Source organism: Arthrobacter sp. AFG7.2 (assembly GCF_002892835.1).
In the GTDB taxonomy this organism is placed as follows: domain Bacteria; phylum Actinomycetota; class Actinomycetes; order Actinomycetales; family Micrococcaceae; genus Arthrobacter.
Genome location: NZ_PJMB01000003.1, coordinates 381,824 through 408,822 on the forward strand (window position 1 = coordinate 381,824; position 26,999 = coordinate 408,822).

26 protein-coding genes are annotated in these 26,999 nt (G+C 65.9%); 16 read left to right on the forward strand and 10 right to left on the reverse strand.

Annotated features, from left to right (window positions below; genetic code table 11):
- Position 1: 1 nt before the first annotated feature.
- Positions 2-736, reverse strand: a complete 735-nt coding sequence (gene lexA, locus CXX84_RS08220) for a transcriptional repressor LexA (RefSeq protein ID WP_102976197.1) — start codon at positions 734-736, stop codon at positions 2-4.
- A gap of 317 nt (positions 737-1,053) precedes the next feature.
- On the opposite strand from lexA, the gene CXX84_RS08225 reads away from it, so the two are divergent.
- From CXX84_RS08225 to CXX84_RS08255, 8 genes are all read left to right on the forward strand, one after another.
- Positions 1,054-1,470: a LysM peptidoglycan-binding domain-containing protein gene (locus tag CXX84_RS08225; protein WP_102976198.1), complete on the forward strand. Its 417-nt coding sequence runs from the start codon at positions 1,054-1,056 to the stop codon at positions 1,468-1,470.
- A gap of 133 nt (positions 1,471-1,603) precedes the next feature.
- Positions 1,604-2,722, forward strand: a complete 1,119-nt coding sequence (locus tag CXX84_RS08230; RefSeq protein WP_102976199.1) for a histidinol-phosphate transaminase — start codon at positions 1,604-1,606, stop codon at positions 2,720-2,722.
- A gap of 60 nt (positions 2,723-2,782) precedes the next feature.
- Positions 2,783-3,409: an imidazoleglycerol-phosphate dehydratase HisB gene (gene hisB, locus CXX84_RS08235; protein WP_102976200.1), complete on the forward strand. Its 627-nt coding sequence runs from the start codon at positions 2,783-2,785 to the stop codon at positions 3,407-3,409.
- Positions 3,406-4,173: an imidazole glycerol phosphate synthase subunit HisH gene (gene hisH, locus CXX84_RS08240; protein ID WP_102976201.1), complete on the forward strand. Its 768-nt coding sequence runs from the start codon at positions 3,406-3,408 to the stop codon at positions 4,171-4,173. Before hisB ends, hisH begins: the two co-directional genes overlap by 4 nt.
- Positions 4,174-4,332, forward strand: a complete 159-nt coding sequence (locus CXX84_RS19115; protein ID WP_189337533.1) for a hypothetical protein — start codon at positions 4,174-4,176, stop codon at positions 4,330-4,332.
- A 40-nt stretch (positions 4,333-4,372) separates the two neighbouring features.
- A complete protein-coding gene (gene priA, locus CXX84_RS08245) occupies positions 4,373-5,119 on the forward strand; it encodes a bifunctional 1-(5-phosphoribosyl)-5-((5-phosphoribosylamino)methylideneamino)imidazole-4-carboxamide isomerase/phosphoribosylanthranilate isomerase PriA (RefSeq protein WP_102976202.1) in 747 nt (248 codons plus the stop codon).
- A gap of 16 nt (positions 5,120-5,135) precedes the next feature.
- Positions 5,136-6,035: an SseB family protein gene (locus tag CXX84_RS08250; protein ID WP_102976270.1), complete on the forward strand. Its 900-nt coding sequence runs from the start codon at positions 5,136-5,138 to the stop codon at positions 6,033-6,035.
- Positions 6,036-6,079: 44 nt separating this feature from the next.
- A complete protein-coding gene (locus CXX84_RS08255; protein WP_102976203.1) occupies positions 6,080-7,372 on the forward strand; it encodes an MFS transporter in 1,293 nt (430 codons plus the stop codon).
- A gap of 184 nt (positions 7,373-7,556) precedes the next feature.
- Here the strand turns inward: CXX84_RS08255 and CXX84_RS08260 are convergent, their stop codons facing one another.
- Positions 7,557-7,943 carry a DUF1844 domain-containing protein gene (locus tag CXX84_RS08260; protein WP_102976204.1) on the reverse strand — a complete coding sequence of 129 codons (387 nt, stop codon included), beginning with the start codon at positions 7,941-7,943 and terminating at the stop codon, positions 7,557-7,559.
- 388 nt (positions 7,944-8,331) lie between these two features.
- Here CXX84_RS08260 and infC point away from each other — a divergent pair, with 388 nt between their 5' ends.
- The 4 genes from infC (at position 8,332) to CXX84_RS08280 (ending at position 11,137) form a co-directional block, all read left to right on the forward strand.
- Complete coding sequence (gene infC / locus CXX84_RS08265) at positions 8,332-9,342, forward strand: translation initiation factor IF-3 (protein ID WP_411266201.1); 1,011 nt, start codon at positions 8,332-8,334, stop codon at positions 9,340-9,342.
- Positions 9,343-9,458: 116 nt separating this feature from the next.
- A complete protein-coding gene (gene rpmI / locus CXX84_RS08270; RefSeq protein WP_009358635.1) occupies positions 9,459-9,653 on the forward strand; it encodes a 50S ribosomal protein L35 in 195 nt (64 codons plus the stop codon).
- A gap of 119 nt (positions 9,654-9,772) precedes the next feature.
- Positions 9,773-10,159 (forward strand): 50S ribosomal protein L20, encoded by a 387-nt coding sequence (gene rplT, locus CXX84_RS08275; RefSeq protein ID WP_102976206.1) that lies wholly within the window; start codon positions 9,773-9,775, stop codon positions 10,157-10,159.
- A gap of 66 nt (positions 10,160-10,225) precedes the next feature.
- Positions 10,226-11,137, forward strand: a complete 912-nt coding sequence (locus CXX84_RS08280; protein ID WP_102976207.1) for a TrmH family RNA methyltransferase — start codon at positions 10,226-10,228, stop codon at positions 11,135-11,137.
- Positions 11,138-11,233: 96 nt separating this feature from the next.
- On the opposite strand, the gene CXX84_RS08285 is transcribed toward CXX84_RS08280, so the two are convergent.
- Both CXX84_RS08285 and CXX84_RS08290 read right to left on the reverse strand, forming a co-directional pair.
- Positions 11,234-11,509, reverse strand: coding sequence for a GlsB/YeaQ/YmgE family stress response membrane protein (locus CXX84_RS08285; protein ID WP_009358633.1), 276 nt, complete (start codon positions 11,507-11,509; stop codon positions 11,234-11,236).
- A gap of 184 nt (positions 11,510-11,693) precedes the next feature.
- A complete protein-coding gene (locus CXX84_RS08290; protein WP_102976208.1) occupies positions 11,694-12,902 on the reverse strand; it encodes an MFS transporter in 1,209 nt (402 codons plus the stop codon).
- A 161-nt stretch (positions 12,903-13,063) separates the two neighbouring features.
- On the opposite strand from CXX84_RS08290, the gene CXX84_RS08295 reads away from it, so the two are divergent.
- On the forward strand, positions 13,064-13,513 hold the full coding sequence (locus tag CXX84_RS08295) for a (deoxy)nucleoside triphosphate pyrophosphohydrolase (RefSeq protein WP_102976209.1): 450 nt from the start codon (positions 13,064-13,066) through the stop codon (positions 13,511-13,513).
- Here the strand turns inward: CXX84_RS08295 and CXX84_RS08300 are convergent.
- From CXX84_RS08300 to CXX84_RS08315, 4 genes are all read right to left on the reverse strand, one after another.
- Positions 13,510-14,676, reverse strand: a complete 1,167-nt coding sequence (locus tag CXX84_RS08300; protein ID WP_102976210.1) for an Rv2578c family radical SAM protein — start codon at positions 14,674-14,676, stop codon at positions 13,510-13,512. The two genes, CXX84_RS08295 and CXX84_RS08300, sit on opposite strands and share 4 nt — an antisense overlap.
- A 78-nt stretch (positions 14,677-14,754) precedes the next feature.
- A complete protein-coding gene (locus tag CXX84_RS08305) occupies positions 14,755-15,729 on the reverse strand; it encodes an IS481 family transposase (RefSeq protein ID WP_102976211.1) in 975 nt (324 codons plus the stop codon).
- Positions 15,730-15,822: 93 nt separating this feature from the next.
- Positions 15,823-16,578 carry an SIMPL domain-containing protein gene (locus tag CXX84_RS08310; protein WP_102976212.1) on the reverse strand — a complete coding sequence of 252 codons (756 nt, stop codon included), beginning with the start codon at positions 16,576-16,578 and terminating at the stop codon, positions 15,823-15,825.
- Positions 16,579-16,581: 3 nt separating this feature from the next.
- Entirely contained in the window at positions 16,582-17,067 is a 486-nt protein-coding gene (locus tag CXX84_RS08315) for a hypothetical protein (protein ID WP_102976213.1), read from the reverse strand.
- A 200-nt stretch (positions 17,068-17,267) separates the two neighbouring features.
- On the opposite strand from CXX84_RS08315, the gene pheS reads away from it, so the two are divergent.
- From pheS to CXX84_RS08330, 3 genes are read left to right on the forward strand one after another with little or no spacing between them, the layout of a single operon-like run.
- Positions 17,268-18,329: a phenylalanine--tRNA ligase subunit alpha gene (gene pheS, locus CXX84_RS08320; protein ID WP_102976214.1), complete on the forward strand. Its 1,062-nt coding sequence runs from the start codon at positions 17,268-17,270 to the stop codon at positions 18,327-18,329.
- Positions 18,330-18,331: 2 nt separating this feature from the next.
- Positions 18,332-20,875, forward strand: coding sequence for a phenylalanine--tRNA ligase subunit beta (gene pheT, locus CXX84_RS08325; protein ID WP_102976215.1), 2,544 nt, complete (start codon positions 18,332-18,334; stop codon positions 20,873-20,875).
- 51 nt (positions 20,876-20,926) lie between these two features.
- Positions 20,927-21,589 (forward strand): 4'-phosphopantetheinyl transferase family protein, encoded by a 663-nt coding sequence (locus CXX84_RS08330; protein ID WP_102976216.1) that lies wholly within the window; start codon positions 20,927-20,929, stop codon positions 21,587-21,589.
- Positions 21,590-21,630: 41 nt separating this feature from the next.
- Here CXX84_RS08330 and CXX84_RS08335 read toward each other — a convergent pair whose 3' ends face one another.
- Both CXX84_RS08335 and CXX84_RS08340 read right to left on the reverse strand, forming a co-directional pair.
- Positions 21,631-22,989, reverse strand: coding sequence for a M1 family metallopeptidase (locus CXX84_RS08335; RefSeq protein ID WP_102976217.1), 1,359 nt, complete (start codon positions 22,987-22,989; stop codon positions 21,631-21,633).
- A gap of 3 nt (positions 22,990-22,992) precedes the next feature.
- Positions 22,993-26,901 carry a Pls/PosA family non-ribosomal peptide synthetase gene (locus CXX84_RS08340; protein WP_223253032.1) on the reverse strand — a complete coding sequence of 1,303 codons (3,909 nt, stop codon included), beginning with the start codon at positions 26,899-26,901 and terminating at the stop codon, positions 22,993-22,995.
- Positions 26,902-26,999 lie beyond the last annotated feature (98 nt).

The following is a 26,999-nucleotide window of genomic DNA, read 5'->3' on the forward strand; positions in this document are numbered from 1 at the left end:
TCTAGAGCGAGCGGAGCACTGACACGACCTTGCCCATGATGGTGGCGTGGTCGCCGAGGATGGGTTCGTACCGGGTGTTTTGGGGGAGCAGCCAGGTGTGGCCATCACGCTGCCGGAACGTCTTGACAGTAGCCTCGTCATCGAGGAGGGCAGCGACGATGTCGCCATTGGCTGCATCAGCCTGGCGGCGGACCACCACCCAGTCACCGTCGCAGATCGCTGCATCCACCATGGAATCCCCGGCTACCCTCAACATGAAGAGTTCCCCCTGGCCCACGAGCTGACGGGGGAGGGGCATGACGTCCTCCACCAGCTGGTCGGCCAGGATGGGGCCGCCTGCTGCGATGCGCCCTACCAGGGGCACCATGGCGGTATCCAGCGCGGTGGGCAATTCCGTGACGGTTGCGGTACCCGACGGAAGCGCCGCTGAGGCTTGATTGGGCGCCTTGACCGCTCCACCGTCCAACGTCAGGGGCATCAGCACTTCCATGGCACGCGGGCGCTTGGGGTCGCGGCGGAGGTAGCCGAGTTTCTCCAACTGGGACAGCTGGTGCGTGACGCTGGAAAGGCTGGCCAGCCCCACCGTGTCACCTATCTCCCGCATGGACGGCGGATAACCGTTCTCATTGACAGAACGCTGGATGGTCTCAAGGATCTTCTTCTGCCGCGGCGTCAGGCCCTTGGCGGTCCTCTTCGGTTGCGCGGTTCCCCTGCCCCCGGTGGCTGCTGATGCCATATTCGCCATTGCCTTTCGGTATCCCCCGGGCCTCCCTGCGGCCAGGGCCTGGAAGATCCCGCCCTTAATGTCAGACCCTGCTGATCGACTGTCCAGGTGGTTGTTCTTTCGTTCAAAACTAAGCCAGCCACACTGCTTTTTCAAACATTTGTTCTAGCGAGTCTCGACATTGTTCGTTGATAAGTGCTAAAACAGAGAGAGCAAAGTTCGAACATATGTTCTACTCCACGTTCCGGTCATTCGAAGATGGTCCGGAAGCCCCGGTGGGGCAGGGAGGACATCCGGGCAGCACAGTATGGTCCAGGAGGGCTACGTTCATGTCAGCTACATCTGTTTCACGGGATTCACAGCCGCAGTTGCTCTCGGTGCAGCAACTCCTTTCCACGCCCGAAAAGCGCCAGTCGGACCGGCCTGCACCCCTGCCGCCCTTGCGGCTCACGCGCCGCGGGCGCATCGTGCTGATCGGGATTCCCCTCGTTTTGCTGGCTGCCCTGTTGTTCTCACTGGCAGGTTTCTTTAACTCGCCGGCCAAGGCGTCGGCCTCGGCTGCGGACCTCACAACGACTCCCACCGTTACCGTGACCGTCCAGCCGGGAGAGTCGCTGTGGGGTATTGCTGCCAGTGTCGCTCCGAAGCGCGATGCCCGCGATGTGGTGACGGACATCGTGCAGCTCAACAACCTGCCTGCCGGTACCGTCTTCCCTGGCCAGGAGCTGTTCGTCCCGGTCAACTAGCTTCCTGTGCCTGCAGGAAGTGCGGGCAGTCCGGGGTGCCTCAGGAATTCGGGCGCATGCAGGATTACACGCCCAGCGCGAACAGACAGCCGTCACATTTTCCGGTGTCCGGCACGGGCACTAAACTGTTCAGGTGAATGACCAGCTAGAACGCCTGAACCGGCTTCCCCTCCGCAGCAACCTTCGCGGGCTTACCCCCTACGGTGCGCCCCAGCTGGACGTCCCTATCCTCCTCAACGTGAACGAGAACACCCATGGTGTTCCGGCGGACGTGCGGGCAGCCATCAGTGCGGCGGTGTCAGAGGCTGCAGCCGGCCTGAACCGCTACCCGGACCGGGAGTTCACCGAACTGCGGAAAGCACTGGCAGAGTACCTGGGCCATGGGTTGGACGAATCCAACCTCTGGGCCGCCAACGGCTCGAACGAGGTACTTCAGCAGATACTCCAGGCTTTCGGCGGCCCGGGGCGCACAGCGCTCGGATTCCCGCCCACGTACTCCATGTATCCGCTGCTGGCCAGTGGAACGGACACGGAATACATCGCGGGGGAGCGGGCTGACGGCTACGGCCTCAGCGCCGCATCAGCAGCCCGCCAGGTCAGGGAGCTTCAGCCCAACATCGTCTTCCTCTGCTCCCCCAACAACCCCACGGGAACGGGGCTGGGGCTGGACGTGGTGGAAGCCGTCTACGAGGCCGGCGAAGCGAGCCAGACAATTGTCATTGTGGATGAGGCCTACCACGAGTTCGCCCACGACGGAACGCCCAGCGCCCTGACCCTCCTGCCGGGCAGGGAGCGGCTGATCGTCTCACGGACCATGAGCAAGGCCTTTGCCCTGGCCGGCGCCAGGCTGGGCTACATGGCGGCGGCTCCGGAAGTCACTGACGCGCTGCGGCTGGTGCGCCTGCCCTACCACCTCTCTGCCATCACCCAGGCCACGGCCCTCGCAGCGCTCCAGCACCGTGAGGCGCTGATGGCCGATGTTGAAGACATTAAGCAACAGCGGGACCGCATTGTTTCCGAACTGACCCGCATGGGCCTCGAGCCTGCAGCCTCCGACTCGAACTACGTCTTTTTCGGCGGACTCGAGGATCCCCACCAGGTCTGGCAGGAGCTGCTCGACGCCGGTGTCCTCATCCGGGACGTAGGAATCCCCGGCCACCTTCGGGTCACAGCCGGGACTGAGACCGAAACCACAGCCTTCCTGACTTCCCTGGAAAGCATCCTTGCACGCCAGGCCGCGCTTCCCGCCTAGACTGGAAGTACCGGCCCTGCAGGCCCTGAACCACCCCTTCTGCCCAAAAGGACCCCTAGCATGAGTACCACCGGATCGAACGTGGCTGCGGCCCGCACTGCGCGCATGGAACGTGCCACCAGTGAGTCGTCCGTGCTCGTGGAAATCAATCTCGACGGCACCGGCACCTCGGACATCGACACGTCGGTACCGTTCTACGACCACATGCTCACCGCGCTCTGCAAGCACTCCCTGATCGACATGACTGTCAAAGCCACCGGTGACATCCACATCGACGTCCACCACACCGTAGAGGACGTGGCAATCACCTTTGGTGAGGTGCTGCGCAGTGCGCTGGGGAACAAGGCCGGCATCCGCCGGTTTGGAGAGGCCACCGTTCCCCTGGATGAGGCCCTGGCCCACGCCGTCGTCGATGTTTCCGGGCGCCCCTACCTGGTGCATGGCGGGGAGCCCGCCGGCCAGGAATACCACCTGATCGGCGGCCATTTCACAGGGTCGCTCACCCGCCACGTCTTCGAGGCCATCACCCTTCACGCCGGTATCTGCCTGCACATGAACGTCATCGCCGGGCGCGATCCGCACCACATCGTCGAGGCCCAGTTCAAGGCGTTCGCGCGGGCACTCCGGGCAGCTGTGGAGCCGGATCCCCGTGTCGAGGGGATCCCCTCCACCAAGGGTGCGCTGTGAGCGGCCAGGTCCTTCGGGACGGCGCCATCGTGGATCCATCCGCTTCCCGGAAGCTGCCCTCGCCCGAGGGAAAGCCCACCGTCACCGTCCTCGATTACGGCTCCGGGAACGTCCGGTCCGCAGTGCGGGCCCTTGAGCGGGCCGGCGCGGAGGTCATCCTCAGCTCAAAGCCCGAGGATGTCCTGAACGCGGACGGCCTGGTGGTTCCCGGCGTCGGCGCCTTCGAAACGGTAATGCGCGAACTTAAGGCTGTTGACGGTATCCGGCTCATTGGCAGGCGGGTGGCCGGCGGACGCCCGGTGCTGGGCATCTGCGTGGGCCTCCAGGTGCTCTTTGAAGCCGGTGTGGAACACGGCACCGAGGCTGAAGGCATTGGCGAGTGGCCCGGAAAAGTGGAACTCCTGCCGGCTGAGGTTGTGCCGCACATGGGCTGGAACACCGTGAAGGTGCCTGAGGGCTCAAAGCTGTTTGCCGGCGTCGAAAATGAGCGGTTCTATTTCGTGCACTCCTACGGCGTGCAGGAATGGAACTTCGATGTCATTCAGCCACGAATGGCACCGCCCCTGGTCACCTGGTCCGAGCACGGCGCGCCGTTCATTGCCGCCGTCGAAAACGGTCCACTGTGCGCCACGCAGTTCCACCCGGAGAAATCCGGCGATGCTGGTGCACGCCTGCTGCGCAACTGGGTGGACGCCCTGCACAGGCCGGCCGCGGCAAGCCAGGAAGCCAGTGGCGCACCGTCTCCGGAAAACGGCGCAGCCTAGATGTGGTCTGTCCTCCTGATGGGGCTCGCCGGTCTGCTGATTGGCGGCGCCCTGTCATTCCGGCAGCAGCACAAGCCGCTCTGGACCCAGATATCGTTTTATGTTCTTGCGGGCATGTCGCTGCTCGCCGCCTACCTGCTGACGCTGCCGGGCAACTGACCCGGCCGCCGGCACCTGCCCCCCCACACTGAGGATCACCATGACCACTGCCACCGATCTGCCGGTTCTTGAACTCCTTCCCGCCGTTGATGTCGTTAATGGCCAGGCCGTCCGGCTGGTCCAGGGGGAAGCGGGCAGCGAGACCAGCTACGGGACCCCGCTGGAGGCTGCGCTGAACTGGCAGCAGCAGGGTGCGGAATGGGTGCATCTCGTGGACCTGGACGCCGCCTTCGGCCGTGGGTCAAACGCAGTGCTGCTTCGTGAGGTAGTGGGCCGGCTGGACATTAAGGTGGAACTTTCCGGGGGACTCCGGGATGACGCGACCCTTGAAGCTGCCCTGGACCTCGGGGTCGCACGTGTGAACCTGGGAACTGCTGCACTGGAAAATCCGGACTGGACCCGCCGGGCCATTGAACGCTTTGGCGACAAAATCGCCGTCGGGCTCGACGTCCGCGGAACCACGCTGGCCGGCCGTGGCTGGACGAAGGAGGGCGGAGACCTTTGGGAGGTCCTGGGCCGCCTCGAGGAAGCCGGCTGCTCGAGGTACGTTGTCACTGACGTGACAAAGGACGGTACCCTGCAGGGGCCCAACGTGGAACTCCTTCGGCAGATGGTGGAAAAGACCGGCAAGCCCGTGGTGGCCTCCGGCGGCATCTCCAGCCTGGACGACCTCAAGGTCCTGCGTTCCCTGGTGCCCCTGGGCGTTGAAGGTGCCATCGTGGGCAAGGCCCTTTACGCCGGTGCTTTCACGCTGCCGGAAGCCCTCGACGTCGCCGGCCGCCGCTAAGCGGAGCATGATCGGCATGGCCAGCAACGAAACCGGACCCGCCACCCCTCCGCAACGGCACCTGCCGGGCCATATCGCAGCGGCACTGGCCGGTGCCGGTGGTGCGGCGGATTCCGCAGGCCAGCCATGGGCCGGGCGCAGCCTGGCAGGCGAAGACGCCAGGATCCATAACTTTGAAGACGACGACGGAACGGCCAGCGAAAGTTACCTTGCCGCCGTAGGGGCCCTCCGGAACGGAACCGGAGACGAAGCGGGCGTGGTCGCCTCCTTGGCAAGTGCACGCGTCTTCATTCCGATCGTTGCCCAGCTGGCGGAAGAAGCCGACGGTCGCGACGGCCTGCAGGCGGACAAGCAGGCAGACATGGCCCTGGTCACGCTCCAAGCCGCGGACGGCAGGACCGCAATGCCCGCGTTCACCTCCACAGCCGCCCTGTCCGCCTGGCATCCGGGAGCCAGGCCGGTTGCCGTGTACGCCGCCCGCGCCGCGCTCTCCGCCGTGGCGGAAGGGGCGGAGCTCCTGGTCCTGGATCCGGGTTCGGAGTTCACATTCGTGGTCCGGCGGCCGGCGGTGTGGGCCCTGGCGCAACAACTGGAGTGGAGCCCCTCCTACGCGGACGCAGAGCTCGCCGCGGAGATGGGCGCGGGCGCTGCAGCTTTTCCCGCAGTGCGGAGCATCGAACTGGTGCCGGGCAGGGGAGTGGCCGCACGTGCTGCCGACGGAACCGTGGTGGCAGGCGGCGGCGCCGGACCGGAACTGCAGGTGGTCCTTTACCTTGAAGACGGCCTGGATGCATCCGGCGTGCAGGGACTGGTTGCCGGGCTCCAGGAGCAGTGGTCGCGGAATGTATTGTTTGGGGAGCGCGTCGACTCGATCGACATCAAGTTGAGGCGCGCAGACCGCCAGCCGACAGCCTGACGGGGTGATCCCCGGTCCGCTGCGGCAGACTTAAGGATCGCTCCGTGAATTTCGTTCTCTACCGGGAGTTGCTTGCCGTCCGGCCCATCAGCCGGCTGCTGCTGGTGGGCATGGTAGCCCGTATTCCACATTCCGCCGCAGGGGTGTTGCTGACCCTGCACATTGTCCTCACCCTGGATCAGGGGTACGCCGCCGCGGGTGCTGCCGCAGCCGTTATGACCATCGGCATCGCCGTGGGCGCACCATGGCGCGGCCGGCGGGTGGACACTGTGGGCCTGCGCAGGGCACTCGTTCCCTCCGTGATTTCGGAAACCATCATCTGGTCCGTTGTTCCGCATGTGTCCTACCAGTGGCTCCTTCCGCTGGTGTTTGTGGGCGGGCTGCTCACGCTCCCCATCTTCAGCGTGGTGCGGCAGTCGCTGGGCGTGCTTGCCGACGGCGACCAGCGCCGCACTGCCTTCGCTTTGGACGCCATCACTACCGAGGTGGTGTTCATGATCGGGCCGGCTGCGGGTGCCATCGTGGCCACGAGCGGATTCACCGTGCTGGGCCTGACCATTGTGGGAGTGTCCACATCGTTGGCCGGGCTGTTCCTCATGTGGTTCAATCCGCCCACCCGAAGTGCCGCCCAGGTTGCGGAATGCAGCGCCGACGAGCTTCACGCTGCCGAGGCCGCCGTGGTCTCCGCCGCTCCCGCACACCTGCAGGAGGCCGCTGCGGAGCTTGCGCCGGCAGGAGCGCGCGGGCGCACCGGCCTGAGGGGCAAAGTAGTCCACAACTTCGCCTGGTTTACCGCAACCGTAGCTGCAGTCTTCGCTGTGGCAGCCGGTGCGGGCATGGTGCTCAGCGGAACCGACGTCGCCATCGTGGCAGCACTTGAACTGGGCGGAAACCAGCGGGAAATTGGCATTGTGTTCTTTTTCTGGTGCGCAGCGTCCGTGGTCGGCGGTCTCGTGTACGGGGCAATGCACCGGCCCGTTTCGCCCATTCTCCTGTTGCTCGGCATGGCCGCCCTGACCCTTCCCATGGGGTTCGCACACGATACCTGGGCGCTGGCGTTCACGGCGATCCTTCCGGGGCTCCTCTGCGCACCGGTCCTGTCTTCCGCGTCGGAAAAAGTTGCCGACCTGGTGTCTGAGGACCGGCGCGGGGAAGCGATGGGCTGGTACGGTTCGGCGCTGACCGGCGGGGTTGCCCTGGGCGCTCCGCTCGCGGGGGTCTTCATCGACGGTACGGGTCCGTCCGGAGGGTTTATCTCCGTGGGGGCTGCCGGCGTTGCGCTCTGCTGCGCCGGACTGGTGCTCCAGCAGCGCCGGCGCAGCAGGGCCTCGGCCTGAGCCCGGGGTTCCTGCCGATGTCTTTGCCCGCCTGCGTACCCGGACTCCGGGGCACTACTGTGGCTGCCTGCCTGGACGGGAACGTGATGAAAAGCCTTTAACGCCCGACGGCGGGCCGGCCTTCAAAGGTCGGCCCGCCGTCGCGGACTGCTCGTGGATGCCCTGCGGCATCACCTGATGCGCGTCAGTTGACTGCCCCGGTGTACTTCTCTCCCGGGCCCTTGCCCGGGGCATCGGGAATCAGCGACTCTTCGCGGAAGGCCAGCTGCAGCGACCGCAGGCCATCACGCAACGGCCCTGCGTGCTGGGAGCCGATCTCCGGGGCGGCCGCGGTAACCAGACCGGCCAAGGCCGTGATCAGTTTCCTGGCCTCGTCCAGATCCTTCAGTTCCTCGGCGTTGTCCTCGGCAGCAAGCCCAAGCTTCACCGCGGCTGCGCTCATGAGGTGGACGGCGGCAGTCGTGATGACCTCAATGGCCGGCACTTCGGAAATGTCGCGGATCTGCTGCGAGACATCGGCACCGGCGTCCGCAGGCTCGAAAACGTATGAATTACTGTCTGGGGTGCTCATACTGGTAAGCTTGACACAGACCGACTGGATGTCGTTATTTCAGGGATTGTTCACAACGATCAGGGTTCCCACCGGCGCTTCACTGCGTTGACGGGAATTTTTTCTGTAAAATGGCATGCAGTTTGCAAGCGGAGTTCTCTCCCACCCGCGTCAGCCGATGTTCCTCAGGTTTAGGAACGCAAGGTTGCCGGGTACCTGGTTGGACATGGAAACGGCAGCAGCCGGAGCCGTGCGCGCAGTCCCCGCGGGGAACCTGCATCCGATCTTTTAGAGGCCTTCGATTGCTCCGGCAATTGGGGGCCTTCTCTATTTGCCGGGATCCCACAACAAAAACAGGAGCTTTAACATTAGCGAGCCAAGAATCAATGAGCGTATCCGCGTCCCCGAGGTGCGGCTGGTCGGCCCTGCAGGTGAACAGGTAGGAATCGTCCGCATTGAGGATGCCCTGCGACTGGCTGCCGAGTCTGACCTTGATCTCGTTGAAGTTGCACCTCAGGCAAAGCCTCCGGTGTGCAAGCTGATGGACTTCGGCAAGTACAAGTACGAGGCCGCGGTTAAGGCACGTGAAGCCCGGAAGAACCAGACGAACACTGTTCTGAAGGAAATCCGCTTCCGCCTGAAGATCGACACCCATGACTACGAGACCAAGCGCGGACACGCACTGCGCTTCCTCGGCGCCGGGGACAAGGTCAAGGCCATGATCCAGTTCCGTGGCCGTGAGCAGCAGCGTCCGGAAATGGGCATCCGCCTGCTCCAGCGCTTCGCTGACGACGTCGCCGAAGTCGGCGTTGTTGAGTCCAGCCCCCGCATTGATGGCCGCAACATGGTCATGGTGGTTGGTCCGCTGAAGAACAAGGCAGAAGCCAAGGCCGAAGCCCGCCGCGCAACCCAGCGCGCCGAGGCCAAGGCACAGAACGAAGCCAAGTCTTCCGGCCGCGTTGACACGTCCGGTGACGACCAGGCACCCCTGACCCAGTCACTGGCGGATCTGCTTCCTGAGGGCTTCACCGTTTCGACGGAACCTGAGGCTGCAGCCGATGCTCCCATCCAGGAGCCGGCCGCCGTCGTGGAGCCTGCAGCGGAAGAAGCTCCCGCCAAGGCCGCCGAGGCGCCTAAGCAGGAAGCGCCCAAGCAGGAAGAGCCGAAGCAGGAAGCCCCCAAAGCTGCTGCTCCGAAGGCTGCCCCCAAGGCAGCCGCCCCAAAGGCTGCCGCTCCGAAGGCTGCACCTGCAGCCAAGGCCGCCGTGGAGAAGCCTGCTGCTGCCGCACCGGCCGCAGCGCCCAAGCCTGCAGCAGTTCCTGCTCCGCCGAAGCCGGTGGCCAGGCCCGCTGCGCCGAAGCCTGCTGCGCGCCCTGCCCCCAAGGCAGCGCCGAAGCCGGCCGGTAAGAAGACCACTTAGTCCACAGCTGCCGGAGGTCGCCCTCCGGCAGTCAGCAACCAGCACGCCGCCCCGAGGGGCAGCTGCGCGATAGAACTGCAGGCCCACAGCCTGCGGAACGAAGGAGATCGGTTCCCATGCCGAAGATGAAGACCCACAGTGGTGCCAAGAAGCGCTTCAAGCTGACCGGCAGCGGCAAGCTGCGCCGCCAGCAGGCCAACCGCCGCCACTACCTCGAGCACAAGTCCTCGCGGCTGACCCGTCGCCTCGCCGGCGACAAGATCGTCTTCAAGGGCGATGCCAAGGTTATCCGGAAGATGCTCGGCATCTAGTTTCCAAGTTCTTTGACTAACCACCACCTGGGGTTGGTCACCTACCAAAAAGCCTTCTCAGGCCGCCGGGAATACCGGCAGTAGATGCTTGGGAGCAGAATTTTCGAAGGAGTACGCACGTGGCACGTGTGAAGAGGGCGGTCAACGCCCACAAGAAGCGCCGGGTTATCCTTGAACGCGCAAAGGGCTACCGTGGACAGCGTTCACGCCTGTACCGCAAGGCCAAAGAGCAGCTGCTGCACTCGTTTGTGTACAGCTACGGTGACCGCAAGAAGAAGAAGGGCGACTTCCGCCGCCTGTGGATCCAGCGCATCAACGCTGCTTCCCGCGCCAACGGCCTCACCTACAACCGCCTCATCCAGGGCCTGAAGGCTGCTGAGGTTGAGGTTGACCGCCGCATGCTCGCCGAGCTGGCCGTTTCCGACGCCAACGCTTTCGCAGCGCTGGTCCAGGTTGCCAAGGACTCACTGCCTGCCGACACCTCCGCCAAGAAGGCTGTTGCCTAGCAACCGTTTCCTGTCCTTCCAAGGGACGGTTCAAGAACCGGTGGCCCTAGCCACTAAAGTTCTTATATGAACGAAACCGGGCGCCCGCAAGATTTTCCGCTGTCCAATCCCCGAGCTGATCGGGTGAGGGACGTGGCAAAACTTGCAGGGCGCCCGGCCCGTTTAAAGCGGGGACACTTCCTTGCCGAAGGCCCCCAGGCAGTCCGGGAAGCGCTGAAGCTCCATCAGCAGCGCGTTGCCGAAGGCCGTCCCGGCGTGGTCACCGAGGTTTACGCGAGTGAAATCTGCCTGGACCGGTATCCGGAATTCGAGGACCTGTCCCAAGGCGTCAACGCCCGCCTGGCCACCGAAGAGGTCCTGGCGGCCATGGCGGACACGGTCAACCCGCAAGGCATTGTTGCCGTGTGCAAGTTCCTGGACGTGACGCTGGAAGAAGTGCTCGACGCCGGTCCCCGCCTGATTGCCGTGCTCTGCCAGGTCCGCGATCCCGGAAATGCCGGAACTGTCCTTCGGGCGGCAGATTCGGCCGGTGCCGATGCCGTGATCCTGACGGCTTCCAGCGTCGACATCTATAACCCCAAAGCCGTCCGCTCCACAGCCGGTTCGCTGTTCCACCTGCCGGTGGTGCTGGGGGCCGACGTGGAAGACGTTGCAGCTGCATGCCGGGCACGGGGGATCGGTATCCTGGCGGCGGACGGCTACGGTTCCCTCAACCTCGATACGCTGCAGGACCAAAACACCCAACGCCGGCTCACCGGGCAGGGGCCGGACTCCGAGTACGCCCTGGAGCAGTCCACAGCATGGCTGTTCGGGAACGAGGCCCAGGGCCTGTCCGAGGAAGAGCTCGCGCTGGCCGACCACCGGGTTGCCGTGCCCATCTACGGGTCCGCGGAAAGCCTCAACCTGGGCACCGCGGCAACTGTCTGCCTCTACGCCAGCGCGCGGTCGCAGCACCAGGCCGCCGCAGCGGTTTCCTAGTTTCCATCCCGACGGCGGGCTCCGCACAGAGTGCTTAAACGATAAGGGCTCCGGATCGCCGGAGCCCTTGCTGGTGGTGTTCTTCCCGTCAACGGATCAGGGAGCGCGGGTAGCCTTGCCGCGTCCGGTGATTGCTCCGTAAATGCCGGCGACAACCAGGCCGCCGACGATAGCGAGTATCCAGGTGCCCAGGTCGAAGAAGGCAAGATCGCCCCTGTTGAACAGGAGGCTGCCGATCCAGCCGCCGACGATGGCGCCGACGACACCCAAAACAAGGCTGGTCACCCAGCCGCCGCCAACCCGTCCGGGCATGACGGCTTTAACAATGGCGCCCACGATAAGGCCCAAAATGATCCAAGCAAGAAAACCCATGTCTCCTCCTCATCATCACCGGGATCTCATGGTCCCGATGAGGCTCAAGCTAACATAAGGGCCCTTTAATGTCAGCAGGTTCAACCTCCGCCGCCGGTGCCTCCGGTGGGCTGGCGCGATACCCCGGCCGGGCTGACCAGGGCTCGTGCGGCTTTCCGCCCGGTACTTCACCGGTCGCCGGATCTCAGGCAGTCAGGGGCTTCCTGCGTTCCAGGAGGCCGCTGGTGACCGCGACGCCGAGTCCCAACAGGGCAAGGACGGCGCCTACCAGCGCCGGGGCAACGTAACCCCAGCCCAGCGCGATGACTACTCCGCCCAGGAAGGCGCCGAGGGCGTTGGCCACATTAAGCGCCGCGTGGTTCAGTGACGACGCGAGGGACGGCGCATCCGGCGATGCGTCCAGGAGCCGGGTCTGCAGTGCGGGGATCAGCATGGACCCGGAGGCGCCCACTACGAACACCATGACGAAGGCCGACCAGGGCCAGTGAACGGCCACGGCATAGACCACCAGGGCAGCGGCTATGGCAGGCAGGATCTTGTAGAGGGTTCCCATCACGGACTTGTCCGCCAGCCTGCCGCCTACAAGATTGCCTGCCACCATGCCCAGCCCGTACAGCGCAACCACCATTGGAATCAGTGACGACGGGATGCCCGCAACCAGCGTCATGGTGTGCGCAATGTAGGTGTACGTGGCAAAGAATCCGCCGAAGCCCACGATGCCGATCAGGATGGCGAGCCACACCTGCAGGCGCTTCAGCGCGCCCAGTTCACGCCGGATGCTCGCATCCGGGTGCGCGTTCTGGAACGGGACGAACCTCCACACCAGCGCAAGGGTCAGCAGGCCGATGAACCCCACCAGGATAAAGAGCAGCCGCCAGCCGTAGGTCTGCCCCATCCATGTGGCAAACGGAACTCCCACCACGTTGGAAATGCTCAGCCCCGCCATGACCATGGAAATGGCCCAGCCCCGCCGCGCGGGCGGAACCAGGGAAGCTGCGATGACCGCTGCCACCCCGAAGAACGCGCCATGCGGCAGGCCCGCAGCGAACCTGGACGCCAGCATGGTCCCGTAATCGGGCGCGACGAACGAGGCCAGGTTGGCGACTGTGAAGAACATCATGAGTCCAAGTGCCAGGTGTTTGCGGGGGAGCTTGGCTCCTGCAGCAGCCAGTAGTGGCGCTCCCACCACCACGCCCAGGGCGTAGGCGGAAATAAGGTGGCCGGCCTCCGGCGTGGAAACACCCAGGCCCTGCTCCACTTCCTTCAGCAGGCCCATCATGGTGAATTCGGTAACCCCGATCCCCACCCCGCCCATGGCAAGGGCGATGATGGCCATGGCGATGTTGGGGGTTCTGGTGGGGGCTGCCGTGGACGTTTCGAGGACGCTGCTCATGTGCCTGCTTTTCGGAGGAAGAAAGGTGGTGATGGGACCTGTGCCACGGCAGTGGGGCGTCATGAAGTCCGGACCCTGCAAGTAACCCGGAAAGGCTCGGGACTATTCCCGCTGCAGGACATTTGTGCCCGGCCCCTCATTGTCCCTCATACAATAGGGCGGTGACTGGACTGATACAGGTGGTTGGCGGAGCAGTTGTGGACAACCTTGCGGAACCTTCCATGCTGCTGGTGGCACGGCGCAGTGCACCGGAGACGTTGGCGGGACTGTGGGAGTTCCCCGGGGGCAAAGTGGAGTCCGGCGAGGAACCGGAAACAGCGCTGGCCCGTGAACTGCTGGAGGAACTGGGTGTTGGCGTCACGCTCGGATCTGAGCTTGAGTGCGGTGCACCGGGCGGGTGGCCCTTGAACGAGCGCGCCAGCATGCGGGTGTGGTTCGCGGAAATTGCGCACGGGGAGCCGCAGCCCCTTGAAGACCACGATGAACTCCGGTGGCTGGCGCTGGATCACCACGACGACGTCCTGGGCCTGCCGTGGATCCCCGCAGATTTTCCAATAGTACGGGCCCTGCTGGCGGCAGTGGCCGTCCCGGCAAGGGGCGTAGCGACCTAGAAGAGTGTCGCCTGTCCTGCGGCTGCCGCTTGTCCCGCTGATTCCTCCCGGCCTTGCGCTCCCTGCCGGCCGGGCCTGGCGTGACCCGCTGCCTTGCCAGGCCCGGGTGTTGACTGCTGCGGGATGATGCCGGCGGGGTACTCGGCTTCCTCGCCGCGGGGGTCATCCTCCAGATCCCTGTGACTGAAACCGGATGAGTTGGTAAACCCGTGACGGGCCTTGAAGTATCGGACCTTGCCGGCGAGCCACGAGCGGTACTCCTTGGAGGCGTACGATCCTGACTCGTAGAGCCTGCGGTAGCGCCCGGCGAGCTCAGGGTGGTTTGCAGCGATCCACTTCATGAACCACTCCTTGGTACCGCCCGGTTTGAGGTACAGGGCGCCGGCGGTGACGCCGGTGGCACCGGCTGCAGCCAGGGACGCAAAAAGCGCGTCCAGGGCCTCATCGCTGTCCGAGAGCCACGGCAGGATGGGCATGGCCATGACCCCGCAGGGCAGTCCGGCTTCGCGGAGGCGGGAGACCAGTTTGAGACGTGCCCGCGGCCCGGGAGTACCAGGCTCAATGGCCTCGGACAGGGCCTCATCCGTCATGGCCAGGGAAATCCCCAGGCCCACCGGCACCTGGGCAGCTGCGCTCTTGAGCAGCGGAATATCCCGTGCAAGCAGCGTCCCCTTGGTAAGGATGGACAGGGGAGTACCGGACTCGGCAAGGGCCGTAATAATGCCAGGCATCAGCCGGTACCGGCCCTCCGCCCGCTGATAGGGATCCGTGTTGGTGCCGAGGGCTACCTGCTGATGCGTCCAGGAAGGCTTGGCCAGCTCTTTCCGCAACACCTCGGCCGCGTTGACTTTCACTACCACCTGGCTGTCAAAATCGAGTCCGGCGTCGAAATCAAGATAGGTGTGGGTCTTGCGGGCGAAGCAGTATACACACGCGTGGCTGCATCCACGGTAGGGGTTGATGGTCCACTCAAAGGGCATCCGGGAACCGGCGGGCACTTTGTTGAGTACCGACTTGGCGGTGACCTCATGGAAGGTGATGCCCGCGAATTCAGGAGTCGTAACCGACCGGACCAGGCCGGCCAGGGGGAGCAGAGCGGGCGCAGGGGTTTCCGGGGCAGGCCCTTCGGGCCGGGGCATCAGTGCTTGTGCGTCCCATCTCATGCTTCTATTCGAAGGTATGTTCGAACGCCTGTCAAGGCGGGCCCTGTCCCCGGGGCCGGCAAGGCAGCCTAGGTGTACTCAGCCAGTAGGTTGGTTGCACCTGCTGATGGGTGGTTTGCCTCCGAGGCTGCCGTGGGGCCGGTGGTTGTTGTAGAAGTTTAGCCATGGCTGCAGGGCCTCGGTTCGGGCTTGGTTGGATGTGAAGGGTTGCCGGTAGGCCCAGCCTTCCTGGAGGGTGCGGTTGAAGCGTTCTGCTTTCCCGTTCTGCGAGGGATGGCGGGGTTTGATCAGGATGTGTTTGGCGCCCAGCGCCGTCAGTGCGTTCTGGAAATCGCGGGAGAGCCGGTAGGCGAACGCGTTGTCAGTCATGACGCGTTTGACCGGTGCACCCTGGGCTGCCATGGCTGCTGCCGCCCGGGTGAGGAACCCGGCGCAGGTCGGGCCTTTCTCATCGGGAAGGACCTCGACGTAGGCCACACGGGTGTAGTCATCGACGGCGACGTGGACGTAGTCAAAGCCCAGGTTTCTGCCCGAGGAGCGGTGGTTGGCCGGGCTTTGGGAAGGGTCGGCCCGCCAGCCGCCTCCCTCGGGGATGCGCCCGAGCTTCTTGACGTCGACGTGGATCATGTCCCCAGGGGCGTCGCGTTCATAGCGGCGGTCCGTGGCACGCGAAGCGCGGATCCGTGCCCCTGTCACCGGATCCAGATCCCACAACCTGGGCATGCCGGCGCGGGCCAGGATCCGGGAGACAGTCCGGGCACTGGTACCGCAGCGCACGGCCAGGTCCATTGGGCCTTCGCGGTGCTCCACGCGCTGGGTCAGGACGTCGGCAATGACTTCTTCCGGGGTGGCGTGCGGGCAGGACTTTGGGCGGGAACTTCGATCCTCAAGGCCATCCCAGCCGTGGGTGCGGTAGCGGCTGAGCCAGCGGTGGGCGCAGGTCCTTGAGATGCCCAATTCCTTGGCTACATGGGCTATCGGACGGCCGGCCAGGATGCGTTCGACGAGGATCCGCCTACCGTTCGGAGTCAGGCGGGCATTACGGTGGGACATGAGGACCTCTTAGTCGTTGGCTGTGTGTGGTAACCACCAACCTAAGAGGTCCTCACCTATTCACGATGTAACCAACGTCCTGACTCAGTACACCTAGGTGCCGGCCAGGAGCTCCCACACCACAGTGATGGACGCCTCCACCTTTGATTCGCCGGCCTCCACGGCAAGGCTTTCGACGGCGGCGGCGCGCTGCATGCGGGCCACCGGTACTGGACTTTGTCCTGGAACATTGTCCGCCACCGACAGCACCTGTCCCAGCCGGGAAGAAGCAAGGTGAGCGTACTGCCTGGCGACAGCCAAAGCATCCAGCCAGGCTGCCTCCCGGGCGCGCGCCCGCACTGCAGCATCATCACTGAAGGTGAGTTCAAGGCCATTCAACCGAACGTCGTTGCCACCCGCGTCCACCGCCTCGGAAATTGCGGCGGCTGCGGGACCGAGTGCACGCAACCGGACGGTGAGGGTGGCCGCTGCAACATAGCCCGTTACCTTTTGCCCCTCGCCTTCCCGCCAGACAAGGTCCGCACGAACGTTGAGGCCTGCGGTCCGGATGTCCGGGCCGGCGACGCCATGTTGGCGGAAAGCGGCTGTCACGGCCGCTGAGCCTGCACCGGCCCTGGCGAAAGCGTCTTGTACGGACTGCGCACGGCACTCCACGCCGATCGAGACCACCATGAGGTCAGGGGCGGCTTCCGCGATGCCGCTGCCCGTCACGGTGACCGTGCCGGGGGACGCGGGACCAGGGGAAGCAGCAGCTGCGGAGCCATTGGCAGTGGGAACGGTGTGTCCGCTCTGATCCGGGTGCTGGCTGGAGCCCCCGCCTGCTGCATCCGGTCCAGGTTCCGTCTCCATGGGTTAGACCTCCAGTTCTGCAGGGCCGGGGTGCGAAGGCCGGCGCCCGGTTCCGCGGGGAGGGTATCCACCCGCCTCCAGCCCTGCATGGCGTTCGAAGACGTTGCCCGTCCCGGGATTTCCGGTCCTCAGCAGGGACCAGCCTGCTGCAAGGAAATACAGGGGAAGGAATGGCGCACCCAGGCACCAGGCGTACTGGGAGCAATGCCTTTCCTCGTGTGCCAGTAATGCGGGCCGGGACAACAGGTCCGTGGCCGGGCAGCGGCTGAGCACCACGTTGCCCAGGGTGAATGCTCCGGCAAAAGGCAGCCGCCACCGGTACCCGGCGGCAAGGATCAGGCCACGCGGCCCGCAGCTCACCTCGGTGCCCGCCAGGAGGGCGACGGCGAGACCAAGGCCAGTGCTGCCATTGACCAGGTTGGCTGCCCGCCTCACCCGCTGCCCGGCAGTGAGCCGCCCTTGGGCTCCCTCACGCCGCAGTGCTGTCATGAGGCCATGGTAGTCGGAGCGTTGAATTAGACTGGACAACAGTGGCCGCCGGTTCTGCCGGGGGCCCTGACCTAGGTCATTGAGTGCGCTGATTGTTGAGGGCATTCATCCATGACCTGCCTGTGAGGGGCCAGCCGCCGGGAAACCGCGCAGTGCTGCCCAGCTCACCGGCAGCCACGACTCGTAGCTAAGAACAGTAGATGACTGAAACTTTGCCGGGCGCCGCCATCCCGAACCCCACGGATGAGGCCGCCATTACTGCCGCTGTAGACCAGGCTGTTGCCGCCATTGCCGGCGCCGCCACCCTTGACGAACTCAAAGCGGTGAGGCTCGCGCATACTGGCGAGAAGTCCCCGCTCAGCCTTGCCAACCGCGTGATCGGCAAGCTGCCCAAGGACCAGAAAGCCATCGCCGGAAAGCTGATGGGCGCGTCCCGCGGACGGGTCAACAAGGCGCTCGCGGACCGTACGGCAGAGCTGGAAGCCGAAAACGACGCACGCATCCTCCTCGAGGAGACTGTCGACGTCACCGCCGCCCCCCGCCGTCGTCGTACCGGTGCCCGGCACCCCCTGTCCACCCTCCAGGACCGTGTGGCTGACATCTTCGTGGGCATGGGCTGGGAAATCGCCGAAGGTCCCGAGGTCGAGTCGGAATGGTTCAACTTCGACGCCCTGAACTTCAAGCCGGACCACCCTGCCCGCGAAATGCAGGACACCTTCTTCGTGGAGCCGCCCGAGGCCCACCTCCTGATGCGCACGCACACGTCCCCGGTGCAGGTCCGCTCCATGCTGGAACGCGAGCTGCCCATCTACGTGTTGTGCCCCGGCAAGGTGTTCCGCACCGACGAGCTGGACGCCACCCACACCCCGGTGTTCCACCAGTTCGAAGGCCTGGCCATCGACAGGAAGCTCAGCATGGCTGACCTGCGCGGCACCCTTGAGCACTTCGCCCGGCAGATGTTCGGCGACGAAGCCCAGATCCGGCTGCGCCCCAACTACTTCCCCTTCACCGAACCGTCCGCCGAGCTGGACATCTGGCACCCGGGTGCCAAGGGCGGGCCGCGCTGGATCGAGTGGGGCGGCTGCGGCATGGTCAATCCCAACGTGCTCCGCGCTGCCGGCATTGATCCGGACGTCTATTCAGGTTTTGCCTTCGGCATGGGCATTGAGCGCACCCTCATGTTCCGCAACGAGGTGGGGGACATGCGCGACATGATCGAAGGCGATGTACGTTTCAGCGAGCACTTCGGGATGGAGATCTAACAGTGCGTATCCCACTTTCCTGGCTGCGTGAATTCGCAGAGGTACCGGCCGGAGCAACGGCCGAAGACGTTATGGCCGAGCTGGTTAAGGTCGGTTTCGAAGAGGAGGACGTCCACCGTCCCACCGACACCCTGCAGGGCCCCATCGTGGTGGGCCAGGTCCTGAGCCTGGTCAAGGAACCGCAGACCAACGGCAAGATCATCAACTGGTGCCAGGTCCGCGTCGTCCCCGAGGGGCAGGAGCAGACCCTCACCGGCGAAGGCATTGATCCCTCCGGCGTGCAGGGCATCATTTGCGGCGCCCACAACTTCGTGGAGGGCGACAAGGTGGTGGTGACCCTTCCGGGCGCCGTTCTGCCGGGCGATTTCCACATCTCCGCCCGGAAAACCTACGGCCACCTCTCGGCAGGCATGATCGCCTCGGTCCGCGAACTGGGCATCGGCGAGGACCACGACGGCATCCTGGTGCTGTCCCGCATCGGGCTGGATCCGGAAATCGGCACCGACGCCATGGAGCTCCTGGGCCTGTATGACCAGGCGGCGGAGATTAACGTGACCCCGGACCGCGGCTACGCTTTCTCCATCCGCGGGGTGGCCCGCGAGTATGCGCACGCCACCGGAACCACCTTCACGGATCCGGGCTCCCGCGTCCAAGCTCCTGCGGAGCTTTCGGGCGGCTACGGCGTCAAGATCAACGACGACGCGCCCATCTACGGAAAGCCGGGCTGCGACCGGTTTGTGGCCCGCACCGTCCGCGGCGTCGATGCCGCCAGGCCCACCCCGGCTTGGATGAGCTCCCGGCTGCGCCTTGCCGGCATTCGTTCCATTTCCCTGCCCGTGGACATCTCCAACTACGTGATGCTGGAACTCGGCCAGCCGCTGCATTTCTATGACCAGGACAAGCTGTCCGGCGAGATTGTGGTCCGGCGGGCAGTTACGGGTGAGAAGCTGGCCACCCTGGACGGCAAGGAGCGCTCCCTTGACCCCGAGGATCTGCTGATCACGGATGCGTCCGGACCCATTGGCATTGCCGGCGTCATGGGGGGTGCCGCCACCGAAGTCTCGGACGCCACCTCTACGGTCCTGATCGAGGCCGCCCATTTCGAGGAAGTGTCCATTGCCCGTTCGCGCCGGCGCCACAAGCTTCCGTCGGAAGCGTCCAAGCGCTTCGAGCGCGGCGTCGACTGGCACGTCGCCGGCATCGCCGCCCAGCGCGCAGTCGACCTCCTGGTGGAGCTCGCCGGCGGAACCGCGGATGAGGCCGGAACCGACGCGGGCACCGCCCCGGACAGCGCCACGATCGACCTTCCGGCAGCCTTCGCTGCTGCCCGGATCGGCATCGACTTCACGGATGAGCAGATCGTCACGTCCCTCGAGGACCTCGGCGCCGCCGTCGTGAAGAACGACGGCGGCTGGAGCGTTACTGCCCCGAGCTGGCGGCATGACCTGGAGACCAAGGAGGACCTCTCCGAGGAGATCGCCCGGCTGGTGGGCTATGACAAGATCCCGGCCACGCTGCCTGTTGCGCCTCCGGGACGCGGCCTGACACGTGTGCAGCAGCAGCGCCGCCGCCTGATCCAGGCACTGGCTGACGCCGGGCTCACCGAAGTCCTCTCCTACCCCTTCGTTTCGAAGGCCGCAAACGACACGTTCGGCGTGCCCGAACAGGGTGCCGGCCGGACCGCGGTCAAGCTGGCAAACCCGATCAGCGAAGAGCAGGGCTTCCTGCGTACATCCATCCTGCCGGGACTCATTGAGGTGGCCAAGCGCAACCACTCGCGCGGTTTCCGGGACCTGGCACTTTTCGAGTCCGGCCTGGTGTTCCTGCCGGCCGAGGGGATGGGCACGGACTCCATTCCACCGCTTGGGGCCAAACCTTCTGAAGAGGTCCTGGACGGCCTGTACGACGGCGTCCCTGCCCAGCCGTTCCACCTCGCCGCAGTGCTCACAGGACATGATTCCCCGGCCGCAGCGGGTCATTCGCCGCGGATCTGGGACTGGGCCGACGCGCTGGACATCGCCCGCCTTGCCGGAGACGTCCTGGGCGTGGAGATCGTTGCCGGCCAGGGCAGCCACCAGGCCTTCCACCCCGGCCGCGCCGCGCAGCTGTCGCTGCGGACCGGGGAGGTGGTGGGCTACGCCGGAGAGCTGCACCCCAAGCTCCTCGCCGCGTCCGACATGCCCGCACGCTCAGTTGCCCTGGAAATCAACGCGGACGCATTGTTCGATGCAGCACCGGACGTGATCGTGGCCCGCCACATCTCCACCTTCCCGGTGGCCACCCAGGACGTGGCACTTGTGGTCCCGGCCGAGGTACCCGCTGATGAGGTACTGGCAGCACTCCGCGAAGGTGCCGGTGAACTCCTGGAAGACGTGGCATTGTTCGACGTCTACGCAGGCAAGGGGATCGAGGAAGGCAAGAAGTCCCTGGCCTTCGGCCTCCGGTTCCGCGCGGACGACCGTACCCTGACGGCAGACGAGGCATCAGCTGCACGGGAAAGCGCAGTCGCCCTGGCGGCCGAGCGCTTCGGCGCAGTCCAGCGCTAGCCTCACCCGCTTGAAAGCGTTGCTGGGTTAAAACCGGAAGGGCGGGACAGCATGGCACACTTTGTGGTCCGTGCAGTCCCGCCCTTTCTGCTGTCCGGTGACACGGAGCAGGTCCAGCGGGACGCGGGACGCCTCCTGGATGAACCCGAGCTGCTGCGTGCACGGGCGATGGAACGGCCGGCCGCCGGGCGCTTCCTGGCAGGGCGCCTGGCGCAGCGGCGCTTCGCGGCTGAACTGCTGTCCCTCCCCGCCGGCAGGTTCACTGCCCACTACAGCTGTCCGCGCTGCGGCACAGGAACCGGGCTCAGCCATGGCAGGCCCGGCTACTCGCTGCTGGGGGAGCCGTTGCCACTGGCACTGAGCCTGTCACGGGCTGCGGGCTGGACCTTGCTCGCCGCCGTGGTTGCCCCGCTGCCCGGACTTCGGCTCGGAGTGGACGTGGAGGACCCCTCCCGGACGGGCTTCGAAGGGTTTTCCGCGCTGGCGTTGACGCACGCCGAGCAGTTGGCTGTTGCTGGCCTTGCCGGGGATGCCCTCCTGGCGGAACGCGCCCGGCTGTGGGCCCGCAAGGAAGCATGGCTGAAGATGACGGGAGACGGGCTCCACGTCGCACCAGGGGCCGTGGACGTCCGTGAACGCGGCGGCCTGCGGGACCTGGCCCCCGCCGAAACCGGCCTGCCCGCCACCCTGGCGGCCGCCGTCGCCATATCCTGACCTTCCCCAGGCCCCTGGCCCGCAGGGGACTGGCCTGCCGACTAGCCTGCCGGGAGCGGCGGCAGGTGCTCCTCGTAAAGCCACGGATGCAGCAGCGACTCGGCGTCCAGGGCAGTGGCGCGGTTCAGCAGGACGATGAAGTCGGATGTACTGACCGACCCGTACCGGTTCCGGGCGGTCCATTCCTGAAGCAGGGCGAAGAACGCCAGGTCCCCGCACGCAACGCGTACGGCGTGCACCGCGAGGGCACCCCTCTTATAGACCCGGTCATCGAACATGTGCTCCGGCCCGGGATCGCCCACCAACAGGTCCTGGGCGTCCGCCTGGAGCCGCCGCCAGGCAGCCCCTGCCCGGTCAGCTGCAGACATCAGCCCCGCTTCCTCGGACCAGATCCACTCGGCATAGCAGGCGAAGCCTTCATGCAGCCAGATATCCCGCCAGGAGGACGCCGTCAGCGAGTTGCCGAACCACTGGTGGGAGAGTTCGTGGGCTATTAAACGCTGCGATTCCCAGTCCTGGTCCAAGTGGTTGGGGCCCAGGATGGACATGCCCTGGGCTTCCAGCGGGATCTCCAGTTCGTCCCCGGCAACCACAACCGTATAGGCGGGGAAAGGATAGGGGCCGAAACAGTTGGCAAAGGCGCGCATCATGGCCGGCTGCCGGGCCAGCCCCGCCCGTGCACGCCCGGCAAGTTCCGGCGGAACGGCCACGAACTGCGGGACCTGTCCAGCCTGCCGGCCCGTGTCCAGCTCCAGCTGCGCGTACCGCCCGATCTGCACCGTAGCCAGGTAGGTGGGCATCGGCTCGGCCTGTTCGTAGACCCAGGTTTCCCTGCTGGAGCGGGCTGTGCGCGACTGGAGGACGCCGTTGCACACGGCCCGGTAGTTGGCGTCTGTCGTGACGGTGAACCGGTAGCTGGCTTTGTCCCCGGGGTGGTCGTTGCAGGGGAACCAGGAGGGTGCCCCGTTCGGCTGCCCGGCCACCAACACGCCGTCGGACAGTTCCTCCCAGCCCACCTCGCCCCACAGCCCGCGGCGGGGTGACGGACTGCCCTCATAGCGCACTTCAAGCGTGAAGGGCTGGCCTGGCTGGAGGGCTGCCTGCGTGATGACCGTCAACTGGTCCGCGCGCTGGCTGAACCGGATCGCCTTGCTGCCGGTCAGCTGGACCTTGGTTGCCTTCAGGCCCGCGAAGTCCAGCACAATGGCCGACGTCGGTACCTGGACAGTGCCATGCAGCACCGCCCTGCCGCTGAGCCTGTTGCTGCTGACCCGGTAGTCCAGTTCCAGCTCGTAGCGTTCCATCCGAAAGGCGGTGGTCCCGGCCCCTGGAAGGTAGGGATCGGGCGAGGCACCGCTGTGCGCAGGCGCGGCGCCGCTCGCGGCTGCTGCAGAACTCATGAATTAACCTTTGGTTGCCTGGGCTGGAGCAGAGGCCGGACCTGTCCACGGACGGACGGGGTTTCCCATCCAATAGGTAGCCGCAGGGACGGTTTCCCCGCGCATCACCAGGGACGCGGGACCCACCGTTCCGCCGGCACCGATGCGGGCCTGCGGGAGAATTACCCCGTGCGGGCCCATGGTTGCCCCGTCTTCGAGCGTAACAGCGTCGATGCTCATCACCCTGTCGTGGAAAAGGTGCGTCTGCACGACGCAGCCCCGGTTCACCGTGGCGTTGCTGCCAAGGGTTACCAGGTCAGCTTCCGGCAGCCAGTAGCTCTCGCACCAGGCGCCGGGGCCGATCCGGGCGCCCAGGGCCCGCAACCACCACACCAGGGCCGGAGTGCCGCTGGCCGCCCGTGCGAACCAGGGCGCGCTGACGAGTTCGATAAAGGAGTCCACCACCTCGTTGCGCCAAATGAACGAACTCCACAGGGGATGTTCCCCGGGGCGGATCCGTCCTACCAGTGCCCATTTGGCGAGGACCGATGCGCCGGCGGCCACAGCCCCTGCCAGGAGCATCACCAGGCCGCTGAGGAGGGCTGCCGCTGCATAGCCGAAAGTTACTGCCAGCCAGTCAAAAACCAGCATGGTGCCGCCCGCGATTCCGACGGTCAGCATTACGGGCAGGAACCTGCCCAGTTCCCACAGTGCGCGGGCAAGCTTGAGCTTCAGCGGGGGCTGGAACGTGCGGGCGTCGTCAGAGGCTACCGCGGTCCGCCGCAGCCGGACCGGCGGGCTGCCCAGCCAGGACGTGCCTGACTTCGCCTTTGCCGGGGTGGCAGATAGGACCGCCACCAGGGAGTTCTTGGGGACACTCCGTCCTGCAGCGGTCATCCCCGAGTTGCCCAGGAAGGAACGCTTGCCGATTTTGGCAGGGGCCACGCGCAGCCAGCCGTTGTCCAGCTCGTAGGACGCAACCATGGTGTCATCAGCAAGGAAAGCCCCTTCTCCCACCGTCGTCATAGCGGGTATCAGCAACACTGTGGACGCCTCCACGTTCCTGCCGATCTTTGCGCCCAGCAGGCGCAGCCAGACAGGGGTGAAAAGGCTCGCGTAAAGGGGGAACAACAGGTCCCTGGCGAGGTCCATGACCCGTTCCGTGGCCCAGACCTGCCATCCGATCCGGCTGCGGACCCGGTGATAGCCCTCCGTTAGGCCAATGCCGAGAAGCCGGACGGCGCCGAGTATCAGCAGGGCATTGGAGACGAACCACACCAGTGATGCAGGCGCGAGGGCCAGTACCAGCTGCGGCAGCGCAGCTGAGAGTGAGGTGCTGCCTTGGATGAAAAGGAACACCACCCACAGCACAGCGGCCGCCGAAAGGTAGGGGATGAGGGCAAGCACCGCGGAAGCCACCGCGAATCCGCCGAACCACGCCGTCGCCGCCAGCCGCCCCTGGTCAGGAGCATCGGGGGCGGCATGCCTGGCTTTGCCCTGCCGGCCGGCGGGGGAACCTGCCACGGATTGACCGGCCTTCACCTTGCCGGATACGGCCGAACCGGCCTCCACCTGGGCGCCTTTGCCAATGACAGCACCCGGCATCAGGGTGCTGCGCGCGCCCACTGTGGCGCCGGAACCGATGCGGATGGCACCGATATGCACGGTGTCGCCGTCAATCCACCAACCGGAAAGATCCACTTCAGGCTCCACATTGGCGCCGCTGCCCAGCGACAGCAGGCCGGTCACGGGAGGCAGTGAATGGAGCTGGACATCACGGCCGATTTTCGCGCCCAGGGCACGCGCATAATACGGAACCCAGGCCGCGCTGGCCAGGCTGACTGCACCTGCCAGGTCCTGGATCTGCTCCGCCAGCCACAGCCGGAGATGGACGCGCCCTGACCGCGGATACGTCCCCGGCCTGACACCACGGAGCAGGAACCTGGCGGCCCCGATGGACACCAGCATCCGGCCCGGGGGACTGACAAAGACCAGCCACGAAGCCGCGACCCACCACCAGGAAACAGTGGGTGCGGCCGTGAAGCCGGCCAGCGCGGCCAGCAGGTTGTTGCCGGCCATCAGGTAGGTCAGCCACCGCATTCCCCCGAGGATATGCAGCGGGACGCCCATGAGCGTCTGGAACACCTGGGACTTCCGGGCGGTTGGCCGCACCACCCGCTCCCGGGCGGGACCTGCGTCACCCCCGGGCCCGGAATGCCGCACCAGCTCGACCAGCGCGCCAACGCGGGGAGTCGCGTAGATATCAGCCACGGTAATGGTGGGGTAGCGGACGCGGAGGGCGGATACGAGCCGGGCAGCGGAAAGGGAGCCGCCGCCATAGGCAAAGAAGTCGGCGTCCATGGAGGTGACGGGACTGCCCAGGACGGCGCACCATTGCTCCACGATCCAGGCGGCATCGTCCGGCAGGTTCAGTGGTGCCGAGCCGGCTTCTGCTTCACCGGCCCCCGTCAGCGGCCAGGGCAGGGCATGCCTGTCCACTTTGCCGCTGGTCTTGGTGGGCAAGGTGTCCACCACCGCCAGCATCGGAACGAGGGCAGCGGGCAGGCTTGCCGCCAGCCGGTCCCGGGCCGCAGCCAGGTCCAGGTCCTGCCCGGACACGGGTGCGAGATAGCCCACCAGGATCTGGTTGCCGGCCGCCGTCGTCTGGACGGCGGCAGCCGCACCGGCGACGTCCGGAAGGGCCTGCAGGGCAGCATCTATCTCCCCGAGCTCAATCCTGCGGCCCCCCAGCTTTACCTGCTCATCGGCCCGGCCCTGGAAAACCAGGCCGGCCTTCTCGTAACGGACCAGGTCACCGGAGCGGTAGGCACGCTTCCAGCCAAGGCCCGGCATCGGGGCATATTTTTCGGCGTCCTTGGCCGGGTCCAGGTAGCGGGCCAGGCCAACACCGCCGATGATCAGCTCACCTACCTCGCCCTCGGCCACCGGCGCGCCGTCCCCGTCCACCACGGCCAGGTCCCAGCCGTCCAGCGGCAGGCCGATGCGCACCGGACCGGGCCCGCCCAAGGGCGCCGCGCAGGCTACCACGGTTGCCTCGGTGGGACCGTAGGTGTTCCAGACCTCCCGTCCCTCCACTGCCAGGCGCTCGGCGAGTTCGGGCGGGCAGGCCTCACCGCCGAAGATCAACAGCCGGACGCTCTCCAGTGCTTCCATGGGCCACAGTGCCGCAAGGGTGGGGACGGTGGAGACGGCAGTGATTCCGTGGTTAATCAGCCAGGGACCGAGGTCCATACCTGTCCGCACCAGCGCCCGCGGGGCAGGGACCAGGCAGGCCCCGTGCCGCCAGGCCAGCCACATCTCTTCGCACGAGGCATCGAAGGCCACCGACAGCCCGGCCAGCACCCGGTCCTGGGGGCCCAGTGGTTCGTGCCGGAGGAAGATCCTCGCCTCCGCGTCCACAAAAGCCGCCGCGGACCGGTGGCGGACGGCAACGCCCTTCGGGGTTCCAGTGGAACCGGACGTGAAAATGATCCAGGCGTCGTCATCAGGAACGGGCGGGCGGGCACCGGCAAAGGGTGTGCTGCGGCGGGAACCGGCCGGCGAGCGCTCCTGCAGGACCCCGCCTGCTCCCAGCACACCTGCCACGCCGGCCTCGGCAAAAACCAGCAGCGCCCGCTCGTCGGGATCATCCGCATCGACAGGCACGTAGGCTCCGCCCACCAGCAGCACGGCGAGGATGGAGACATACAGCTCGTTTGTGCCGGAGGGTATCCGGATGCCGATCCTGTCACCTGCACCCAGCCCGGCCTGGTGCAGCCGCCGGCCGGCAGCACGGACCTCGTCCATCAGCTGCGCGTAACTGAGGGAGCGGTGGCCGTCATCCAGCGCTGAAGCATCGGGAAACCGGGCGGCGGTGTCCTGCAGGATGTCGATCAACGTCCGGACCGGGGGAGCATTTACGGACCCAGGCAGCTGGGGGGAGAAAGCCGGGGCTTCTGCCGGGGAAGGGCCGTGGGCAGTCTGAGGGGCGGCAGGAGCTGCCGCGTAGGGCGCTGGGCCGGGCCGGGTGT